General features: G+C 66.1%; 15 protein-coding genes. 5 read left to right on the plus strand and 10 right to left on the minus strand.

The window, feature by feature from the left end:
- Nucleotides 1–5 precede the first annotated feature (5 nt).
- Both ACFFJK_RS05630 and ACFFJK_RS05635 read left to right on the plus strand, forming a co-directional pair.
- Nucleotides 6–965 (plus strand): homoserine kinase, encoded by a 960-nt coding sequence (locus tag ACFFJK_RS05630; RefSeq protein ID WP_379678171.1) that lies wholly within the window; start codon nucleotides 6–8, stop codon nucleotides 963–965.
- Entirely contained in the window at nucleotides 962–1,747 is a 786-nt protein-coding gene (locus ACFFJK_RS05635) for a BPSS1780 family membrane protein (RefSeq protein ID WP_379678172.1), read from the plus strand. Before ACFFJK_RS05630 ends, ACFFJK_RS05635 begins: the two co-directional genes overlap by 4 nt.
- 164 nt (nucleotides 1,748–1,911) lie before the next feature.
- On the opposite strand, the gene ACFFJK_RS05640 is transcribed toward ACFFJK_RS05635, so the two are convergent.
- A complete protein-coding gene (locus tag ACFFJK_RS05640) occupies nucleotides 1,912–4,230 on the minus strand; it encodes a UvrD-helicase domain-containing protein (RefSeq protein WP_379678173.1) in 2,319 nt (772 codons plus the stop codon).
- Between the two features lie 300 nt (nucleotides 4,231–4,530).
- Here ACFFJK_RS05640 and ACFFJK_RS05645 point away from each other — a divergent pair, with 300 nt between their 5' ends.
- A complete protein-coding gene (locus ACFFJK_RS05645; RefSeq protein ID WP_379678174.1) occupies nucleotides 4,531–5,043 on the plus strand; it encodes a hemerythrin domain-containing protein in 513 nt (170 codons plus the stop codon).
- Nucleotides 5,044–5,083: 40 nt separating this feature from the next.
- Here ACFFJK_RS05645 and ACFFJK_RS05650 read toward each other — a convergent pair whose 3' ends face one another.
- Nucleotides 5,084–5,524: a GFA family protein gene (locus tag ACFFJK_RS05650; protein WP_446686047.1), complete on the minus strand. Its 441-nt coding sequence runs from the start codon at nucleotides 5,522–5,524 to the stop codon at nucleotides 5,084–5,086.
- Nucleotides 5,525–5,743: 219 nt separating this feature from the next.
- Here ACFFJK_RS05650 and ACFFJK_RS05655 point away from each other — a divergent pair, with 219 nt between their 5' ends.
- Nucleotides 5,744–6,292 carry an SRPBCC family protein gene (locus tag ACFFJK_RS05655; protein WP_379678176.1) on the plus strand — a complete coding sequence of 183 codons (549 nt, stop codon included), beginning with the start codon at nucleotides 5,744–5,746 and terminating at the stop codon, nucleotides 6,290–6,292.
- A gap of 90 nt (nucleotides 6,293–6,382) precedes the next feature.
- On the opposite strand, the gene ACFFJK_RS05660 is transcribed toward ACFFJK_RS05655, so the two are convergent.
- Complete coding sequence (locus ACFFJK_RS05660; protein WP_379678178.1) at nucleotides 6,383–7,489, minus strand: S-(hydroxymethyl)glutathione dehydrogenase/class III alcohol dehydrogenase; 1,107 nt, start codon at nucleotides 7,487–7,489, stop codon at nucleotides 6,383–6,385.
- 532 nt (nucleotides 7,490–8,021) lie between these two features.
- Here ACFFJK_RS05660 and ACFFJK_RS05665 point away from each other — a divergent pair.
- Nucleotides 8,022–9,542, plus strand: a complete 1,521-nt coding sequence (locus tag ACFFJK_RS05665; RefSeq protein WP_379678179.1) for a S8 family serine peptidase — start codon at nucleotides 8,022–8,024, stop codon at nucleotides 9,540–9,542.
- Between the two features lie 73 nt (nucleotides 9,543–9,615).
- Here ACFFJK_RS05665 and ACFFJK_RS05670 read toward each other — a convergent pair whose 3' ends face one another.
- The 7 genes from ACFFJK_RS05670 to ACFFJK_RS05700 all read right to left on the minus strand — a co-directional run bounded on the left by ACFFJK_RS05670 (nucleotide 9,616) and on the right by ACFFJK_RS05700 (nucleotide 16,529).
- On the minus strand, nucleotides 9,616–10,134 hold the full coding sequence (locus tag ACFFJK_RS05670) for a GNAT family N-acetyltransferase (RefSeq protein ID WP_379678180.1): 519 nt from the start codon (nucleotides 10,132–10,134) through the stop codon (nucleotides 9,616–9,618).
- Between the two features lie 10 nt (nucleotides 10,135–10,144).
- The gene (locus tag ACFFJK_RS05675; protein ID WP_379678181.1) at nucleotides 10,145–11,572 is read right to left on the minus strand and encodes a M28 family metallopeptidase; all 1,428 of its coding nucleotides are present in this window, start codon (nucleotides 11,570–11,572) and stop codon (nucleotides 10,145–10,147) included.
- A 115-nt stretch (nucleotides 11,573–11,687) separates the two neighbouring features.
- Nucleotides 11,688–12,401 carry an ion channel gene (locus tag ACFFJK_RS05680; RefSeq protein WP_379678182.1) on the minus strand — a complete coding sequence of 238 codons (714 nt, stop codon included), beginning with the start codon at nucleotides 12,399–12,401 and terminating at the stop codon, nucleotides 11,688–11,690.
- 117 nt (nucleotides 12,402–12,518) lie between these two features.
- Nucleotides 12,519–14,147, minus strand: coding sequence for a methyl-accepting chemotaxis protein (locus ACFFJK_RS05685; protein WP_379678183.1), 1,629 nt, complete (start codon nucleotides 14,145–14,147; stop codon nucleotides 12,519–12,521).
- Between the two features lie 180 nt (nucleotides 14,148–14,327).
- Complete coding sequence (gene thiE, locus ACFFJK_RS05690; RefSeq protein ID WP_379678275.1) at nucleotides 14,328–14,939, minus strand: thiamine phosphate synthase; 612 nt, start codon at nucleotides 14,937–14,939, stop codon at nucleotides 14,328–14,330.
- Between the two features lie 43 nt (nucleotides 14,940–14,982).
- Nucleotides 14,983–15,738 (minus strand): bifunctional hydroxymethylpyrimidine kinase/phosphomethylpyrimidine kinase, encoded by a 756-nt coding sequence (gene thiD, locus ACFFJK_RS05695; RefSeq protein WP_379678184.1) that lies wholly within the window; start codon nucleotides 15,736–15,738, stop codon nucleotides 14,983–14,985.
- Nucleotides 15,735–16,529 carry a thiazole synthase gene (locus ACFFJK_RS05700; RefSeq protein ID WP_379678185.1) on the minus strand — a complete coding sequence of 265 codons (795 nt, stop codon included), beginning with the start codon at nucleotides 16,527–16,529 and terminating at the stop codon, nucleotides 15,735–15,737. Before ACFFJK_RS05700 ends, thiD begins: the two co-directional genes overlap by 4 nt.
- Nucleotides 16,530–16,623: the final 94 nt, after the last annotated feature.

Raw genomic sequence — 16,623 nt, forward strand, 5'->3', positions numbered from 1 at the left:
AGCACATGGCAGTTTTTACCGCGGTCTCGCTGGATGACCTTACCCAGTGGATCAAGCAGTTCCCCCTCGGCCGCGCGCTCGCGCTCCAGGGCATTTCTTCCGGCATCGACAACAGCAATTTCTTCCTCACTACCGAGCGCGGGGAATACGTCCTGACGATCTTCGAGAACCTGCGCTTCGAGCAGTTGCCGTTCTACGTCCAGCTGATGCGTCACCTGGCCGAGCGCGGCATCCCTGTGCCGGCGCCGGTGCCGGCGGAAAACGGAGAACTGGTCGTCACGCTGCATGGCAAGCCGGCCATCATCGTCAGCCGCCTGAACGGCGCCTCGCAGATGGACCCGCAGCCGGTGCACTGCGCCGAAGTCGGCGCGATGCTGGCGCGCATGCACCTGGCCGGACGCGACTTCCCGCTGGCGCAGCCCAACCTGCGCGGACTCGACTGGATCACCGCCACCGCGCCGGTGGTGGCGCCGCACCTCCACGAAGACGAAGCCGCGCTGCTGCGCACCGAGGTGGCCTACCAGGCGCAATTTGCCGCCGGCGCCACCTACGCGGCGCTGTCCCGCGGCCCGGTCCATGCGGATTTGTTCCGCAACAACGTGATGTTCGAAGGCGACAAGCTCACCGGCTGCTTCGACTTCTACTTCGCCGGCGTCGACACCTGGCTATTCGATGTCGCCGTCACCGTGAACGACTGGTGCGTGGACCTGGCCAGCGGCAGGCTCGATACGGCGCGCGTGCGCGCCCTGCTCGACGCCTACCATGCGGCGCGGCCGTTCACGCAGGAAGAACACAGCGCGTGGCAGCCGATGCTGCGCGCCGGCGCCCTGCGCTTCTGGCTCTCGCGCCTGTACGACCTTCACATACCGCGTGCGGCAGAACTGCTCACGCCCCACGACCCCACCCATTTTGAACGCATCCTGCGCGAACGCATCGCCGTTGCCGCGCCGGAGCTGCCCGTATGAACAACATTCCTGCAATCACCGGCTGGCACTGGCTCAAGCAAGGCGCCGGCCTGTTCCGCCAACAGCCTGCCGCGCTGACCACCCTGCTCTTCGCAAACATCCTGATCAGCATCGGCATCAGCGCCGTGCCGCTGCTCGGGCCGATGATCGCGGTCGTCCTCATTCCATCGTTCTCGATGGCCTTCATGAAGGCCTGCCTGATGATCGAGAACGGCGAGCGCGTCACCCCGGCCGTGCTGCTGACGGGGTTCCGCCAGCCGGTGGTCAAGGAGCTGTGCAAGGTAGGCCTGGTCTACCTGGGCGTGTCGCTGGTGATGGCCCTGGTCACGCGCTTCGCGGTCGACCCGGGCTTCTGGGAGCAGGTGGCGCGCCAGGGACGCGAGGGCGGCCAGCCGCAGGTGGCGGGCTCGGACATCCTGGCCATGTTCGCGATCTTCGGCCTGGACGTGGCCGCGCTGATGGCCCTGTGCTTCGCCGCCCCGCTCACCTACTGGCAGAAGATGACGCCAGGCAAGGCGACCTTCTATAGCTTCTTCGCCGTGGTGCGCAGCGCGCGCGTGTTCGTCGTGCTCCTGATGGCGTGGTTCGCGATCTTCTTCGGGATCTGCATGGTCGTCACGCTGCTGCTGGGCGCCTCGAACATGACGCGGGTGGTGATCATGTGGCTGATCTTCCTGTTCATCCTGCTGCTGCAGTGCGCGATGTTCGTGGGGTACCGGCAGATCTTTGGGAAGCCGGCGGATGCAGGTTCGCAGACCGGCGGCGTCAATCTCAGCAAATAACGTGTAAACGTCGTTCCCGCGAAGGCGGGAACCCAATTTCTGCTGGCGCTATCGATGCGCTTACAAACTTGGATTCCCGCCTGCGCGGGAAGCCATGGCGCCGGTGGCGCGCATGACGGTTCATAAGCAAACGCGGAGAATCAACCGATCAACGAATCAGCGGATCAGCGCCCCACCCGCTCCAGCTTCGCCACCGACAGGTCCAGCACCTTCATCCCCGCCGCGCCGAAATTGATCTGCGCGCGCGCCGCCCCCGCCCCGCCCTCGATATTCACGATCACGCCCTCGCCGAACTTGGCGTGCGCCACCGTCTCGCCCACGCGCCAGCCGGTGCCGTTGCCGGCGGCCGACTTCTGCGTGATCTGCTGCGCGATGCGGTTGTCGGTGCCGTTACGGAACTCGGCATCGTCCCAGGCCGTCTGCGACTTGCGGTTGCCGAACCAGGCGGTCTGCACGCGCGGCGACAGCCACTTGAGCGATTCTTCCGGCAGTTCGTCGAAGAAGCGCGACTTCATGTTGAAGCGGGTCTGGCCGTGCAGCATGCGCTGCTGGGTAAAGCTCATGTACAGGCGGCGGCGCGCGCGCGTGATCGCCACATACATCAGGCGGCGCTCTTCGTCCACGCCCTCGGCTTCGCGCGCGCTGCTCTCGTGCGGGAACAGGCCTTCTTCCAGGCCGGTGATGAACACGGCGTCGAATTCCAGGCCCTTGGCCGAGTGCACGGTCATGAGCTGCATGGCGTCCTGCCCGGCTTGGGCCTGGGCGTCGCCCGCTTCCAGCGACGCGTGGGCGAGGAAGGCGGACAGGGGCGACATCACGGAGGGCAGCGGCGCGTCGGCCTCGAGCAGCTCGATGCCGTCCTGGTTCAGGATGGCATCGCCGGCCTGCGGCAGCGCCTTCGGTCCCAGGTGGGCCGGGGCGCCCTGGCCGAAGCCTTCTTCCTGCACGAACTGGGTGGCCGCGTTGACCATCTGCTCGAGGTTCTCGATGCGGTCGGCGCCTTCCTTTTCGTTCTGGTAGTGCTGCAGCAGGCCGCTGCGTTCCAGCACCACGCGCACCATCTCCGGCAGCGGCAGCTGCTGGGTTTCGAAACGCGCCGACTCGATGATCTTGACGAAGTTGCCGAGCGAGGAGCCGGCCTTGCCGGTCATGTAGGGCACCGCCGCGAACAGCGAGATGCCGTAGGTGTCCGCCGCCATCTGCAGCTGCTCGATCGAGCGCACGCCGATGCCGCGCGTGGGAAAATTCACCACCCGCAGGAAGGCCGAATCGTTGTGCGGGTTGTCCATCAGCTGCAGGTAGGCGATGGCGTGCTTGACCTCGGCGCGCTGGAAGTAGCGCAGGCCGCCGTACACGGTATAGGGCAGGCCGGCCGCGAACAGCGCGTGCTCGATGACGCGGCTTTGCGCATTGGAACGGTACAGGACCGCGATCTCGCTGCGCGGCACGCCCTCGGCCATCAGGCTCTTGGCTTCCTCGATGATCCACTGCGCTTCCTCCAGGTCGGAGGAGGCTTCGTACACGCGCACCGGCTCGCCCTGCCCCGCATCCGTGCGCAGGTTCTTGCCGAGCCGCTTGGCATTGTTGGCGATCAGGTAGTTGGCGCTGTCGAGGATGTGGCCGAAGGAGCGGTAATTCTGCTCCAGCTTGATCAGGTTCTTCACACGGAAGTCGTGCTCGAAGGCCTGCATGTTGCCGACATTGGCGCCACGGAAGGCGTAGATGCTCTGGTCGTCGTCGCCCACGGCGAAGATGGCGCCGCCGCCGTGCTCGTCGTGGCCGGCCAGCAGTTTCAGCAGGTTGTACTGCAGGTCATTGGTATCCTGGAACTCGTCCACCAGGATGTGGCGGAAGCGCATCTGGTAGTGGTGGCGCAGCGGCTGGTTGCGATACAGCAGTTCGTACGAGCGCAGCAGCAGCTCGGCGAAGTCGACCACCCCTTCGCGCTGGCACTGCTGGTCGTACAGCTCGTACAGCTCGATCATGCGGCGCTCGATCGGGTCGTTGGCGTCGAGCTGGCCGGCACGCAGGCCCTGCTCTTTCGAGTTGTTGATGAAGTACATCAGGTTCTTGGCCGGGTACTTCTCGTCGTCCACGTTGTGCGCTTTCAGCATGCGCTTGATGAGCGAGAGCTGGTCCTGCGAATCGAGGATCTGGAACGCCTGCGGCAGCGCCGCATCCTTGAAGTGCGTGCGCAGCAGGCGGTTGCATAGGCCGTGGAAGGTGCCGATCCACATGCCGCGCGTATTAATCGGCAGCATGGAGGACAGGCGGGTCAGCATCTCCTTTGCCGCCTTGTTGGTGAACGTCACCGCCATGATGCCGGCCGGGGACACCTGGCCGGTCTGGATCAGCCAGGCGATGCGCGTGGTCAGGACGCGGGTCTTGCCCGAGCCGGCGCCCGCGAGGATAAGCGCACTCTGCGACGGCAAGGTAACGGCGGCAAGTTGTTCGGGGTTCAGGTTATGGAGGAGATTCTGCATCCGGCCATTATACCGCCGTGATCTACTGTATGCCCATCCAGCTTCGCAACAGTTGTCGCGATCACCACGGCCATTCCCCCGATGCCGGCAGCGGCGTCGATATCAGGCTTGGGCTTCCGGTTTTGTCAGCCAACTCCTAGCCGGTGCCCGGCCCCTCTGGAGCGCACCCGCATACCTTGCAAAGGCAAAAGACGGCGTGCCATGCGCCATTGACCTTCACCCGATCTGGGCTAGCCTGTAAGACCATGGTGACGACAACACTGTCGTTTCCACCCAAACAATTCCAGAACGGAGGATGGTATGGCAACCGAAAACGACCCAGGCATGAAGGAAGCGGGCGCATTCCCGATCGATCGCCCGACCGAGGCCCTGCTGCGCGACCACAACATGGTACGCAAGCTGTCTGAAAAATATCTCAACAGCGACAGCCAGGAAGTGAAGATGCAGGCCGGGAAACAGATCCTCCAGGCATTGCACATGCATTCCCGGCTGGAGGAGTCGGTGTTCTACCCCGCGGTGCGCTGCATCGACGAGTCGCTGATCGGCCACTTCGAGCAGGACCACCAGCACGTGGACGACCTGCTGGCGACGCTGGACGGCATGTCGCTCGACAATGCCCAAAGCGAGCCGCTGATGCGCGAGCTCATCAGCGCCATCACGACCCATATCCAGGAAGAAGAAAACGACCTGTTCCCGCGTATCGAAGGGTCGGGCGTGGACATGACACCGGTCGGGCTGCAGATGCAGGCCTTTGAAGCCAACATGGTGCACATGCAGGCCCAACTGAGCGACCAGGGCGCGATGCGGCGCTGACGGAGGCGGCGCTGCCTGAACCTGCCGGGCCGGCGGGACGCTAGCGTCCCGCCGACCTCGTGGTGGCGTATTCGGGCAGGCCGTCGTGCAGCTTCATCCAGCTGAGCCGACTGCGCACGTAGGTGTGGTCGCCCGGCGGGGCCTGCTCCGGATCGTCGAGCGAACCGGTGGCGATGTCGAGTTCCTCGGGCCAGCGGCTGTCCTCGAAAGTGAGCGTGGTGCCGCATTGCGGACAGAAACTGCGCAGCACCGGCTCGCTCGATGCGAAGCGCGCAGGCTGTCCCTGCGTGATGCGGAAATCGGCCCGCCGCGCGCTGAACCAGGCGACTGCCGGCGCGCCGGACGCCTTGCGACAATCCGTGCAGTGGCACAATGTACTGTTGAAAATCCTGCCCCTTACCTCGTAGCGAACTGCTCCGCAGAAACAACCGCCCTCCAAGCGCATACCCGTCTCCTTTTCGCGCGGAAACAACGTGCTCATCAGTATCGGCGCGATTACGATGCCCCATCCTTTCGCGCGCCGCATCATTATCTTTTCGCTTATCTTATCAACAGATTCGCGACACATTCGCGACAGATTCGCAGGGCCCGTCGGACCAAGCACCAGGTAATTCATGAAGCCAAGTCGTCCGCATGTCCTCGGTACGGGCCAGTGTCATCACCCATGCGGAAAGGCTTCCCAGCCCAAAGGAGAATACAAATGCTGAATCGTGTTGTTACTGTTGCCGCGCTCGCCGTCGGCGGCATGATGCTGTCGAAAAAACTCAAGCAGAACCGTAGCGGCTATGGCGCCAGCTCGTCGGTCTCGGAATCGATCGAGATCAACGTCCCGGTCAGGACCGCCTACAACCAGTGGACCCAGTTCGAAGATTTCCCACAGTTCATGAAGAGCGTGAAGGAAATCCGCCAGCTCGACGACAAGCACCTGCACTGGCGCGCCAACGTGGCCGGCGAAGAGAAAGAATGGGATGTCGAAATCACCGAGCAGATCCCGGACAAGCGCATCGCATGGCGCAGCGTCACCGGCGTGAAGAACGGCGGCGTCGCAACCTTCCACAAGATCTCGGACACCTGCTGCCGCGTCATGGTCCAGATGGACTATGAGCCGGAAAACGCCGCCGAATCCGTCGGCGACGCCCTGGGCGCCGTCCGCATGGAACTGCGCGGCAACCTGCAGAACTTCAAGGAAATGCTCGAGAAGCGCGGTTCGGAAACCGGCGGATGGCGCGGCAAGATCGAACAGCACTGATCGCTGCATAAAGACAGCAAACGCCGCCTTGCGCGGCGTTTTTTTTCGCCCAGGGCACTGACGAGCCGGACGGCCCGCCTGCGGACAGACTTAGAAAACGACGACCGAGCGGATCGACTCGCCCGACTTCATCAGGTCGAAGCCTTCGTTGATGCGCTCGAGCGGCAGGTGATGGGTGATCAGGTCGTCGATGTTGATCTTGTTTTCCATGTACCAGTCGACGATCTTCGGCACGTCGGTGCGGCCGCGCGCGCCGCCGAAGGCCGAGCCCTTCCACACGCGCCCGGTCACCAGCTGGAACGGACGGGTCGAGATTTCCTGGCCGGCCGCGGCCACGCCGATGATGATCGACTGGCCCCAGCCCTTGTGGCAGCACTCCAGCGCCTGGCGCATGGTGGTGACGTTGCCAACGCATTCGAAGCTGTAGTCGGCGCCGCCGTCGGTCAGCTGGACGATGGTGTCGACCACGTTCTCGACCTGGGTCGGGTTGATGAAGTGGGTCATGCCGAACTTGCGCGCCATCGCTTCGCGCTCCGGGTTCAGGTCCACGCCGATGATCTTGTCGGCGCCGACCATCTTGGCCGCCTGGATCACGTTCAGGCCGATGCCGCCCAGGCCGAACACGACGACGTTGGCGCCCGCCTCCACCTTGGCGGTGAAGATCACGGCGCCGATGCCGGTGGTGACGCCGCAGCCGATGTAACAGATCTTGTCGAAGGGCGCGTCCGGGCGCACCTTGGCCAGCGCAATTTCCGGCACCACGATGTAGTTCGAGAAGGTCGACGTGCCCATGTAGTGGTAGAGCGGCTTGCCGTCGAGCGAAAAGCGGGACGTCGCGTCAGGCATCAGGCCGCGGCCTTGCGTGGAGCGGATCGCCTGGCACAGGTTGGTCTTCTGCGACAGGCAGAACTTGCACTGGCGGCATTCCGGCGTGTACAGCGGAATCACGTGGTCGTCCTTGCGCAGGCTGGTCACGCCCGGGCCGACATCCACCACCACGCCGGCGCCCTCATGGCCCAGGATGGCCGGGAACAGACCTTCAGGGTCGGCGCCCGACAGCGTGTAGTAGTCGGTGTGGCAGATCCCGGTCGCCTTGACCTCGACCAGCACCTCGCCGGCCTTCGGGCCTTCGAGCTCGACTTCTTCGATCGTGAGCGGATGGCCCGCCTTCCATGCAACTGCAGCCTTTGTTTTCATGTTTCCTTCCTAATCCATGTGCATCGTGGGAGCCCCCGCACCAGCGGTGGCATGAGCCTGGCAATGATAACAAGCTGCGCGCATCCGCGTGCGCAAAGCCTGTTTTCGGCGGCGCCGGACGCTGCGCTCAAGCGGAAAAAATCGGAAAAAAAGAAAGGGAAAAGCGGCGCGGGAAAGTTTGGGGGGACGCGCAAATACAGGGGCAGGCGATGCTCCGTACAGGCGAAACCAGCTGGCCCCGCGGCGAAACCGGAGCGCGTTATGACGGCTGTTTGGAATCAACGATAACACAAGCTTTGATATGTCTCATGCATAAACTCATGCTGCAATGCGTTAGATCAAGCATTTCCTGCGCACAGTTGAATTTCGTATGCATAAAAAGATGTTTTTGAAATAGACTAAATTACCGCGTCAATATGCGGACCATAAAAATGCGCACAAGGCCGTCAGAGCCGAGGCGTAACTGATTGTTTTCAAACGGAGAATATCAATGGTAGACAAGAATACTCGCGCAACCTCCCTTCGTGTTTGCGTGGCGGCCCTGGTCGCCGCGGGCGTCTTCGGCAGCGCGCAAGCGGCCACCGCCGACACCACGCGCGTCATCGTCGCCTTCAAGCCGGGCGCCGCTGCCAAGATGAAGTCGGCCGTCGCCGCTGCCAAGGGTTCGGTGAAACACGAGATCTTCGGCATGAACGCCATGGCCATCGAGGTCCCGGCAGTCGCGCTGAAGGGCCTGGAGAACAACCCGAACGTCGAATACATCGAAGAGGACGTGATCCGCAAGCCGTTCGCGCTGACCAGCCCGTCCACCGGCACCCCTTACCTGGCGGGCCAGCAGGTCCCGTACGGCATCTCGCAGGTGCAGGCCGACCAGCTGAGCGACGCCAACGCCGCCAATCGCAAGGTCTGCATCATCGACTCCGGCTACGACCGCAACCATGAAGACCTGTCCGCCAACCCGGCCACCGGTGAATACGACGCCGGCACCGGCTGGTGGTACACCGACGAAGACGGCCACGGCACCCACGTTGCCGGCACCATCGCCGCCATCAACAACAGCGGCACCGGCGTAGTCGGCGTGGCCGCCAACAAGCAGCTCAAGCTGCACATCGTGAAGGTGTTCGGCGCGAACGGCTGGGCCTATTCGTCGACCCTGGCCTCGGCCGCCAACAAGTGCGGCGCAGCCGGCGCCAACGTGATCAGCATGTCGCTGGGCGGCGGCCGCAAGAGCACCACCGAACAGCGGGCCTTCGATACCTTGTATTCGAAAGGCGTGCTGAACCTGGCCGCCGCCGGCAACGACGGCAACACCGTGGTCTCCTACCCGGCCGGCTACAACAGCGTGATCATGGTCGGCGCCGTGGACGAGAACAAGCAGTGGGCCACCTTCTCGCAGTACAACAGCCAGGTCGAGCTGGCCGGCCCCGGCGTGAGCGTGCTGTCGACCGTCCCGATGGGCACTGGCCAGGAAGCCATCCTGACGGTCGGCTCGACCACCTACGCTCCGGGCGCGATGGAAGGCTCGCCGGTCAAGACCGCGACCGCACCGCTGGCCGACTTCGGCATCGGCGACAAGGTCAACACCGCCGTCTCCGGCAAGGTCTGCCTGATCCAGCGCGGCACCGTGGACTTCGCCACCAAGGTCTCGAATTGCCAGAACAGCGGCGGCGTCGGCGCGGTCGTGTACAACAACGCGGCGGGCGCCTTCGGCGGCACCCTGGGCACCACCGTGACGACCATCCCGTCGGTCACCGCGACCGATACCGATGGCGCCGCGATGAAGCTGCAGCTGGGCCAGAGCGCGACTGTCGGCATCAAGACCAGCAACTACGCCTACTTCGACGGCACCTCGATGGCGACCCCGCACGTGTCGGCCGTGGCAGCACTGGTCTGGAGCTACTTCCCGACCTGTACCGCCGCACAGATGCGCGCTTCGCTGACCAAGAGCGCGCTCGACCTGGGCCCGGCCGGCCGCGACACCAAGTACGGCTTCGGCCTGGTGCAGGCGAAAGCCGCCCGCGACCGCATCGCTTCGCTGGGCTGCGGTAACTAAACCTTACCGGCACAGTAAAAAGGGACGCTTCGGCGTCCCTTTTTTGTAGGGTGGGGCGGGTTTCCCGCCCACCCTACGCTGAACGGCTCAGCGCCAGCCGCATTTCCTGCTCCAAGTGCGGTTCGCCCTCGCGCAGCGGATAAGGCGCGCCGATCGACTCGAATCCTGCACGTTCGTACAGCCTGACCGCACTGCCGTTCGCCCGGTTCACGCCCAGGTGCACCACCCGCGTCCCACGCGCCCGCGCCCAGCCGAGTGCCTCGCCCAGCAGGGCTGCGGCCACGCCCCGGCCCCGGCATTCCGGCGCGACCCACATCTGGAACAGGTTCACCCGCCCGGCGTCCTGCGCGTCCACCTTGGCCCACAGCAGGCCGACGAACCCACCGGCCTGCTCCGCCACCAGCGCGCAGTCGATTCCCGACAGCGCCGACTTCGCGACCCGCGCCGCCCAGGTGTCCGGCGCCAGCGCTCCCTCGGCCGCCAGCGTGCTGCCGAAGGCGTCGGGAGCGTCCGCCAACGCGCGCAGGCGGATGGCGCGGTAGGCCTGCCACTCTTGCGGCAGCAGGCGGCGGATGACGGGCGCGCTGTCCATCACATCACGCTCACTGGGCCGCCTGCAGCGCCCGCCCCTTGGCGGCATAGCCGGCGGCTTTCGGCGCATTCGTCCAGGTGGGGCGCACGCGGTCGTTGGCGAGCTCGTACACGCCCACCGCCAGCATGCGCGTCACGCGCGCCATGTTGTCGTAGTCGAGCTTGTCCCAGGTATCGTCCTTGCCGTGGTAGTCCGGAAAGGCGTAGGCCACCGACAGCGTGTGCGCCGGCACGCCGACGTCCGCCAGCGCCTGGTTGTCGGCGCGCGAGAAGAACTGGTCGCTATAGGTCGGGTGCTTCCACAGGCGCACTCCGGTGCGCTCGCTGGCCTTGCGCAGCGTGTCGCTGACGGTCGAATAGTCGAAACCGGTCATTGCGACGGCGTTGATCTTCGCGCCTTCGCTGTCATCGGTGCGTCCGAGCTGCTCCAGGTTGATGTTGGCCACCGTGTCTTTCAGCGGAAACACCGGGTGGCGCGCGTAGTACTTCGCGCCCAGCAGGCCGAGCTCTTCCCCGAACAAGGTCATGAACGCGATGCTGCGGCGCGGGCGCTCCTTGTGGGCAGCCAGTGCGTTGGCGATCTCGATGATCGAGACCACGCCGCTGGCGTCGTCGTTGGCGCCGTTGTAGATCTCGCCGTTGCGGATGCCGACATGGTCGTGGTGCGCGGTGAGCAGCACGTAGGTGCTCTTCAATTGCGGATCGGACCCGCGCAGCACGCCGACCACGTTGCGCAGCTTGACCGGACGCAGCGCCGGCGCGGCCACGCGCGCGGAAACCATCGCTCCGCCCTGCTCCAGGGTTGCGGCGGCATCCGGCGCCTGCAACACCAGCACGGGCGGCGCGCCTTTCGCGACCGGCTGTTCCGGATCGACCAGCCAGCCGCCGCTGCCGGCGCCATGGCGCTTTTCGCGGTCGATCATGATGACCAGCGCCGGCTTGCCCTTGAGCTTTTCCTGCAGTACCCGGGCCGCGCCCGGCACCGGCGCGGCCGGTACCACGAGCACCTTGCCGTTGGCCGCTTCGCTGTTGTCCAGGGCATCCTTCCAGGTCATGAAGACCGCCGGCGTTGCCGCCAGCGTCACCGGGTCGAGGAAGTTGCCGCTGACGGCTGCCCCCGGCACCTCGATGCTGGTGCCGCCGGCGCTCACGGTCAGCGACACGTCGTCCGCCTTGCGCTCGGCGTACTGCCAGGCCGCGGTCTGGAAGTAGCCGTCGTCGCCCGCCGGCTCCAGCCCTGCGCGGCGGAACTGGGCCGCGATGTACTCGACCGCCACATCCTGTCCGCGCGAGGGCGTGCCGCGCCCTTCGAGCAGGTCGGAAGCCAGGAACGACACGTGCCCCTGCAAGGCCTGGGGCGAGATGCCGTCGAGGGGAGGAAGCTGGGCGCAGCCGGCAGTGGCCAGCGCAATGACGAGGGCGGAAACGTAAAGACGCATGCGGTGTTGTCGTTGAAATGGCAAGAAAAGCAATATCGCATGACGCGTTGCAGGCGGTCAATGCACGGCAGGTTCAATTTGATGCATACATCAGAGGAGCTAAATGGGCGAGTACTTAGTCCTGCCCCCACTGCTCGCGCGGTGCGTCGGGGCGGCGCGTGTGTACCTTGCCCTGCGTGGTGAAGCCGATCAGGCGCGCCACCACGGCCGCCAGGTACATCACGCCGACCAGCATCTCGATGCTGCACAGTGCCCGTGCGTGGACGGTGAGCGGAATCACGTCCCCGATCCCGGTGCTCGACAGCAGCGCGAAGCTCAGGTAATTCAGCTCGCTCCAGGTGCGCGGGGCATCCCCGTTGACCGCGGCGGCAAAGGTGCCGGGCTGCAGTTCCTGCACCATGAGATAGAGGTGGGTGAACCCCCATGCCAGCAGCGTGAAGGTCGCGCCGGCGGCGAACAGCTCGTCGGTGGTGGCCTGGCGGTCGCCCATCATGTAGGCGATCAGGCTGCCGGCGGCGTAGAAGTAGAACACGGCCTCCAGTGCCGAGGACCAGGGCAGCAGCGTGCTGCGCAGGTCGAACAGGCTCTGCAGCGCCAGCAGGACGATGATCGGCACCGCCAGCGCCACGCTGATCCAGGTCTCGCCCGGCGTGCGCCGCACCATGCGGATCGTCAGCGCCAGCACCACGACGCCGAATACGTTCAGCACGCCATGCCCCGCGGGCGCCTTTTCGATGAACGGGTACAGCAGCATGCCCAGCAGCTGCACCAGGAGCAGGATAGCGGACGGGTGACGGCGGGTATGGATGAGCAGGCGCAGCGGTCGCATGGTCTTCGGTCGGCTGGGGAATGCGCCTATTGTATGCAAGGGCATGCAACGTGGCGTGCCGATGGCCGTGCGCCTCCTCTGCCGGAAGGCTCCGTGCTTCCCGGTATGGACAGCGCCTTATGCGGTCGCCACGACGGCACGTACCGGGGAGGCGGTCCCGGCCGGCGCCGCCATCGACGCCACCGTCGCGCCCTGCCCTTCGGCCAGGCGGAACACGGCCACCAGCGCGCCCAGGCGCGCAGCCTGCTCCTGCATCGACGCGGCCGCGGCCGCGGCTTCTTCCACTAGTGCCGAATTCTGCTGGGTCACCTGGTCCATCTGCGCGATGGCGCCGTTGACCTGTTCGATGCCCTCGCTCTGCTCGGCCGTGGCGGCGCTGATCTCGGACACCACATCGGTGACGCGGCGCACGCTCTCGACCACTTCCTGCATGGTCGCGCCGGCCTGCGCCACGAGCGCACTGCCGGATTCGACCCGCTCGACCGAATCGCCGATCAAGGCCTTGATCTCCCTGGCCGCGCTGGCGGAACGCTGCGCCAGGTTGCGCACCTCCGAAGCCACGACCGCGAAGCCGCGCCCCTGTTCGCCGGCGCGCGCCGCTTCCACGGCGGCGTTCAGCGCCAGGATATTGGTCTGGAAAGCGATGCCGTCGATGACGCCGATGATGTCGACCACGCGGCGCGAGGAGGCATCGATCGCACCCATGGTCTCGACCACCTGGGCCACCACTTCGCCGCCGCGCAACGCCACGTTCGAGGCCGCCGTGCTCAAACCGTTCGCCTGGCGCGCGTTGTCGGCGTTCTGGTGCACGGTGGACGTCAGTTCTTCCATCGACGACGCGGTTTCCTCGAGGGAGGACGCCTGCTGCTCGGTGCGGCTGGACAGGTCCTGGTTGCCGGCATTGATCTCGGCGGAAGCGGTGGCGATGGCATCGGTGGCGCTACGCACCTGGCTGACGATGGCGGCCAGGCTGTCGCGCATGCCGCGGATCGCGAACAGCAGGCTGGAGCGGTCGTTGGCCGCCGTGTCGATCTGCACCGCCAGGTTGCCGGCGGCGATCTGGCCGGCGACTTCGGCCGCGTAGCCCGGCTCGCCGCCCAGTTCGCGCAGCAGGCCGCGGGTGATCAGGGTGGCCGCCACGGCGCCTCCCAGGAGCGCCAGCGCGCCCAGTGCCAGCATCGCATTGCGGCCGATCGCATAGGTCTGCTCCGCCTCCTCGTAGGTGGCCTGCATGCTGCCGCCCTGGAATGCGATCAGCTCGTTCGATGCGATGAACACGGCACTTTGCAGCTTGCGCGCAGGGCCGAGCAGGTGGGCGATGGCCGCCTCGCGCTCGCCGGCGGCGTGCAGTTGCAGCACCTGGTCGATTGCCCCGATATATTGCGCGTATGCGCCCTTGTAGGCTTGCAGCTTCGCGCGGCCGGTATCGGTATTGACGACCTGGTCGAGCCGGGCGAACATCTCGTCGGTTTCCTTGCGGCTGGTGGCGAGCGCCGCGAAGTTCTTCTTGTCCGCTTCCTCGCTGCTTGCCAGCAGCAGGTCGCGCACCGTACGCGCGGTGCGGTTGATGCGGTCGGCCAGGTCCTGCGCCACGACGACTTTCGGGTAGGCCTCGAGCGCCATCGTCCGCGTGTCCTCATGGAGCGTGCCGAGCTTGGCGATCCCGAAACCGATCACGGCCACCAGCATCGCCAGCACCAGGGCGAAACCCAGCGCCAGGCGGGTCCCCACCTTCATATGTTTCATCGTGTTCTCCGCTGCCGCGTCATGCGGCGATGCTGTCCTTGGCCGATGCCAGGCCGGCCGTGATTGGAAAGAATGCCCGGCACATTATATATTTGCCAGTCAGCAATAAACAACGGCAGCCCGGACCTGTCTCCGTGGCGCAACTGGTGAAGCGGCGAACCGGCGATTTCCTTCTTCGGCTCAGCTCCTGAACAGTGCGCAGAAGGCGCGCACCGCCGCGGCCGGGTCATCGGCGGCATACACGCTGGTGATTGCCGCCACCATGGCGGCGCCGCGCCCGACCAGCGGCGCGGCATTCTCCGGTGTCATGCCGCCGATGACCACCATCGGCAGGGACACCCGCTCGCGCCAGACGTCCACGATCTCCGGCGGCGTCACGAAGGTGTATTTCTTGACCGGCGACGGATAGAAGCCGCCGAATGCGACATAGCTCGCGCCGGCCTGCCGGGCCTGCTCGGCCAGCGTCAGTTCGCCGTAGCAGGAGGCGCCGACGATCTTGTCGGGTCCGAGCAGGGCACGGGCCTCGGCCACCGGCGCGTCGGTGCCGCCCAGGTGAACGCCGTCTGCATCGAGGTCGCGGCACAGGTCGATATGGTCGTTGATGACGAGCGGGCGGCCATGCTCGCGGCACAGCGCCAGCAGGGCGGAGCCCTGCTCGGCCCGCAGCGCCGGGCTGGCGCCCTTGTGGCGGTACTGGACCAATGCAGCGCCGGCCATGAGCGCCGTATCGGTGACCGCCAGCAGGCGGTCGGTGTCGTCCCAGTCGGGGGTGACGAGGTAGAGCCCCCGCATGAAGTGTTTGTCCATGGTTGTCCTTTCTTTGCACCCGGCGTACTCAGTGCGCTCGGTGTGGTTGCAGGATGCGGCGCGGGATGCGTTGACCGGGCGCGATCCGGAACGCATGGGCCAGCGTCTGGTGGCAGTACGCCTGCGCCTGGTCGAGCGCGGCCTCGACCGCGTCGCCCAGCGCCAGCCGGGCGGCGATCGCGGCCGCCAGCGTGCAACCGCTGCCGTGATAGGTGTGCGGCAGGCGCGGCAGGCGCCAGGCGCGCGCCTCCACGCCGTCGCGCAGCCAGCGGTTGGTGATGATGTCTTCCTCGCCGTGGCCGCCCGTCACCAGCACGTGCGCACAGGGCAGCCGTCCCAGCGCCTGCGCCTCGGGCAGGTTCGGCACGACGATCGTCGCCAGCGGCAGCAGTTCCGCCAGCGCGTCGGTCGCATTGCCCCGGCCCAGCGCGTCGCCGTTGCCGCTGGCGAGCACCGGGTCGAGCACCACCGGCAGGCCCGGGTTGGCCGCGCGCAGCCGGCGCAGCAGCCTGGCGATGGCGGCCGCGTTGTCCGCGCTGCCGGGAATGCCGATCTTCACCGCATCGATGCGGCAGGTATCGACCAGGGCATCCGCCTGGCGGATGACGAAGGCGGCATCGACCGGCTGCACCGCGTGCACGCGGTTGTTGTCCTGCACGGTGAGCGCCGTCGCCACCGGCAGCGCATGGGCGCCGAGCGCCCCGATGGCGGTAATGTCCGCCGCCAGCCCGGCCCCGCCGCTGGGGTCGAGCCCGGCGAACACGAGTACGGTGGGCACGTTCAAGTAACGATCCCCTCGACCGGGGAGGAAGGCGAGGCGGCAAACCGCTTCGGCATGCGCCCCGCCAGGTGCGCGTCGCGCCCCGCGATCACGGCGTGGCGCATGGCGCGTGCCATGCGTACCGGATCGCGCGCGGCGGCGATGGCGGTGTTCATCAAGACCCCGTCGCAGCCCAGCTCCATCGCGATGGCCGCATCCGAGGCGGTGCCGACGCCGGCATCGACCAGCACCGGTACGCTCGCCTGCTCGATGATGAGCCGCAGGTTCCACGGATTGAGGATGCCCATGCCCGAGCCGATGAGCGAAGCCAGCGGCATCACGGCCACGCAGCCGATCTCCTGCAGGATGCGCGCCTGCACCGGATCGTCGCTGCAGTAGACCATCACGTCGAAGCCGTCGCGCACCAGCACCTCGGCGGCCTTGAGCGTCTCGGGCATCTGCGGGAACAGGGTCTTTTCGTCGCCCAGCACCTCCAGCTTCACCAGCTTGCGCCCGCCCAGCAGCTCGCGCGCCATCTGCAGCGTGTAGATGGCGTCCTTCGCCGTGTAGCAGCCTGCCGTGTTGGGCAGGATCGTGAACTCGTCGGGCGGCAGCACGTCGAGCAGGCTGGGGGCGTTCGGGTCCTGGCCGATGTTCACGCGGCGGATCGCCACCGTGACGATCTCGGCGCCCGCCGCCAGGGTCGCCTCGCGCGTCTGGGCCAGGTCGCGGTATTTGCCGCTGCCCACCAGCAGGCGCGAAGCGTACTGGCGGCCGGCGATGGTCAGGAAATCAGTGTCATTCATTGCATTCATTGTTATCTCCTCGTCGTTGTAGGGTGGTCGGCTGTGCCGACCGCGCGTTCAAACCGTTTCCGCATGGAGCTACCTCGCCACACATCCCACACTG

The sequence above is a fragment of the Massilia consociata genome (genome assembly GCF_042432755.1).
Lineage (GTDB): Bacteria > Pseudomonadota > Gammaproteobacteria > Burkholderiales > Burkholderiaceae_D > Telluria > Telluria consociata.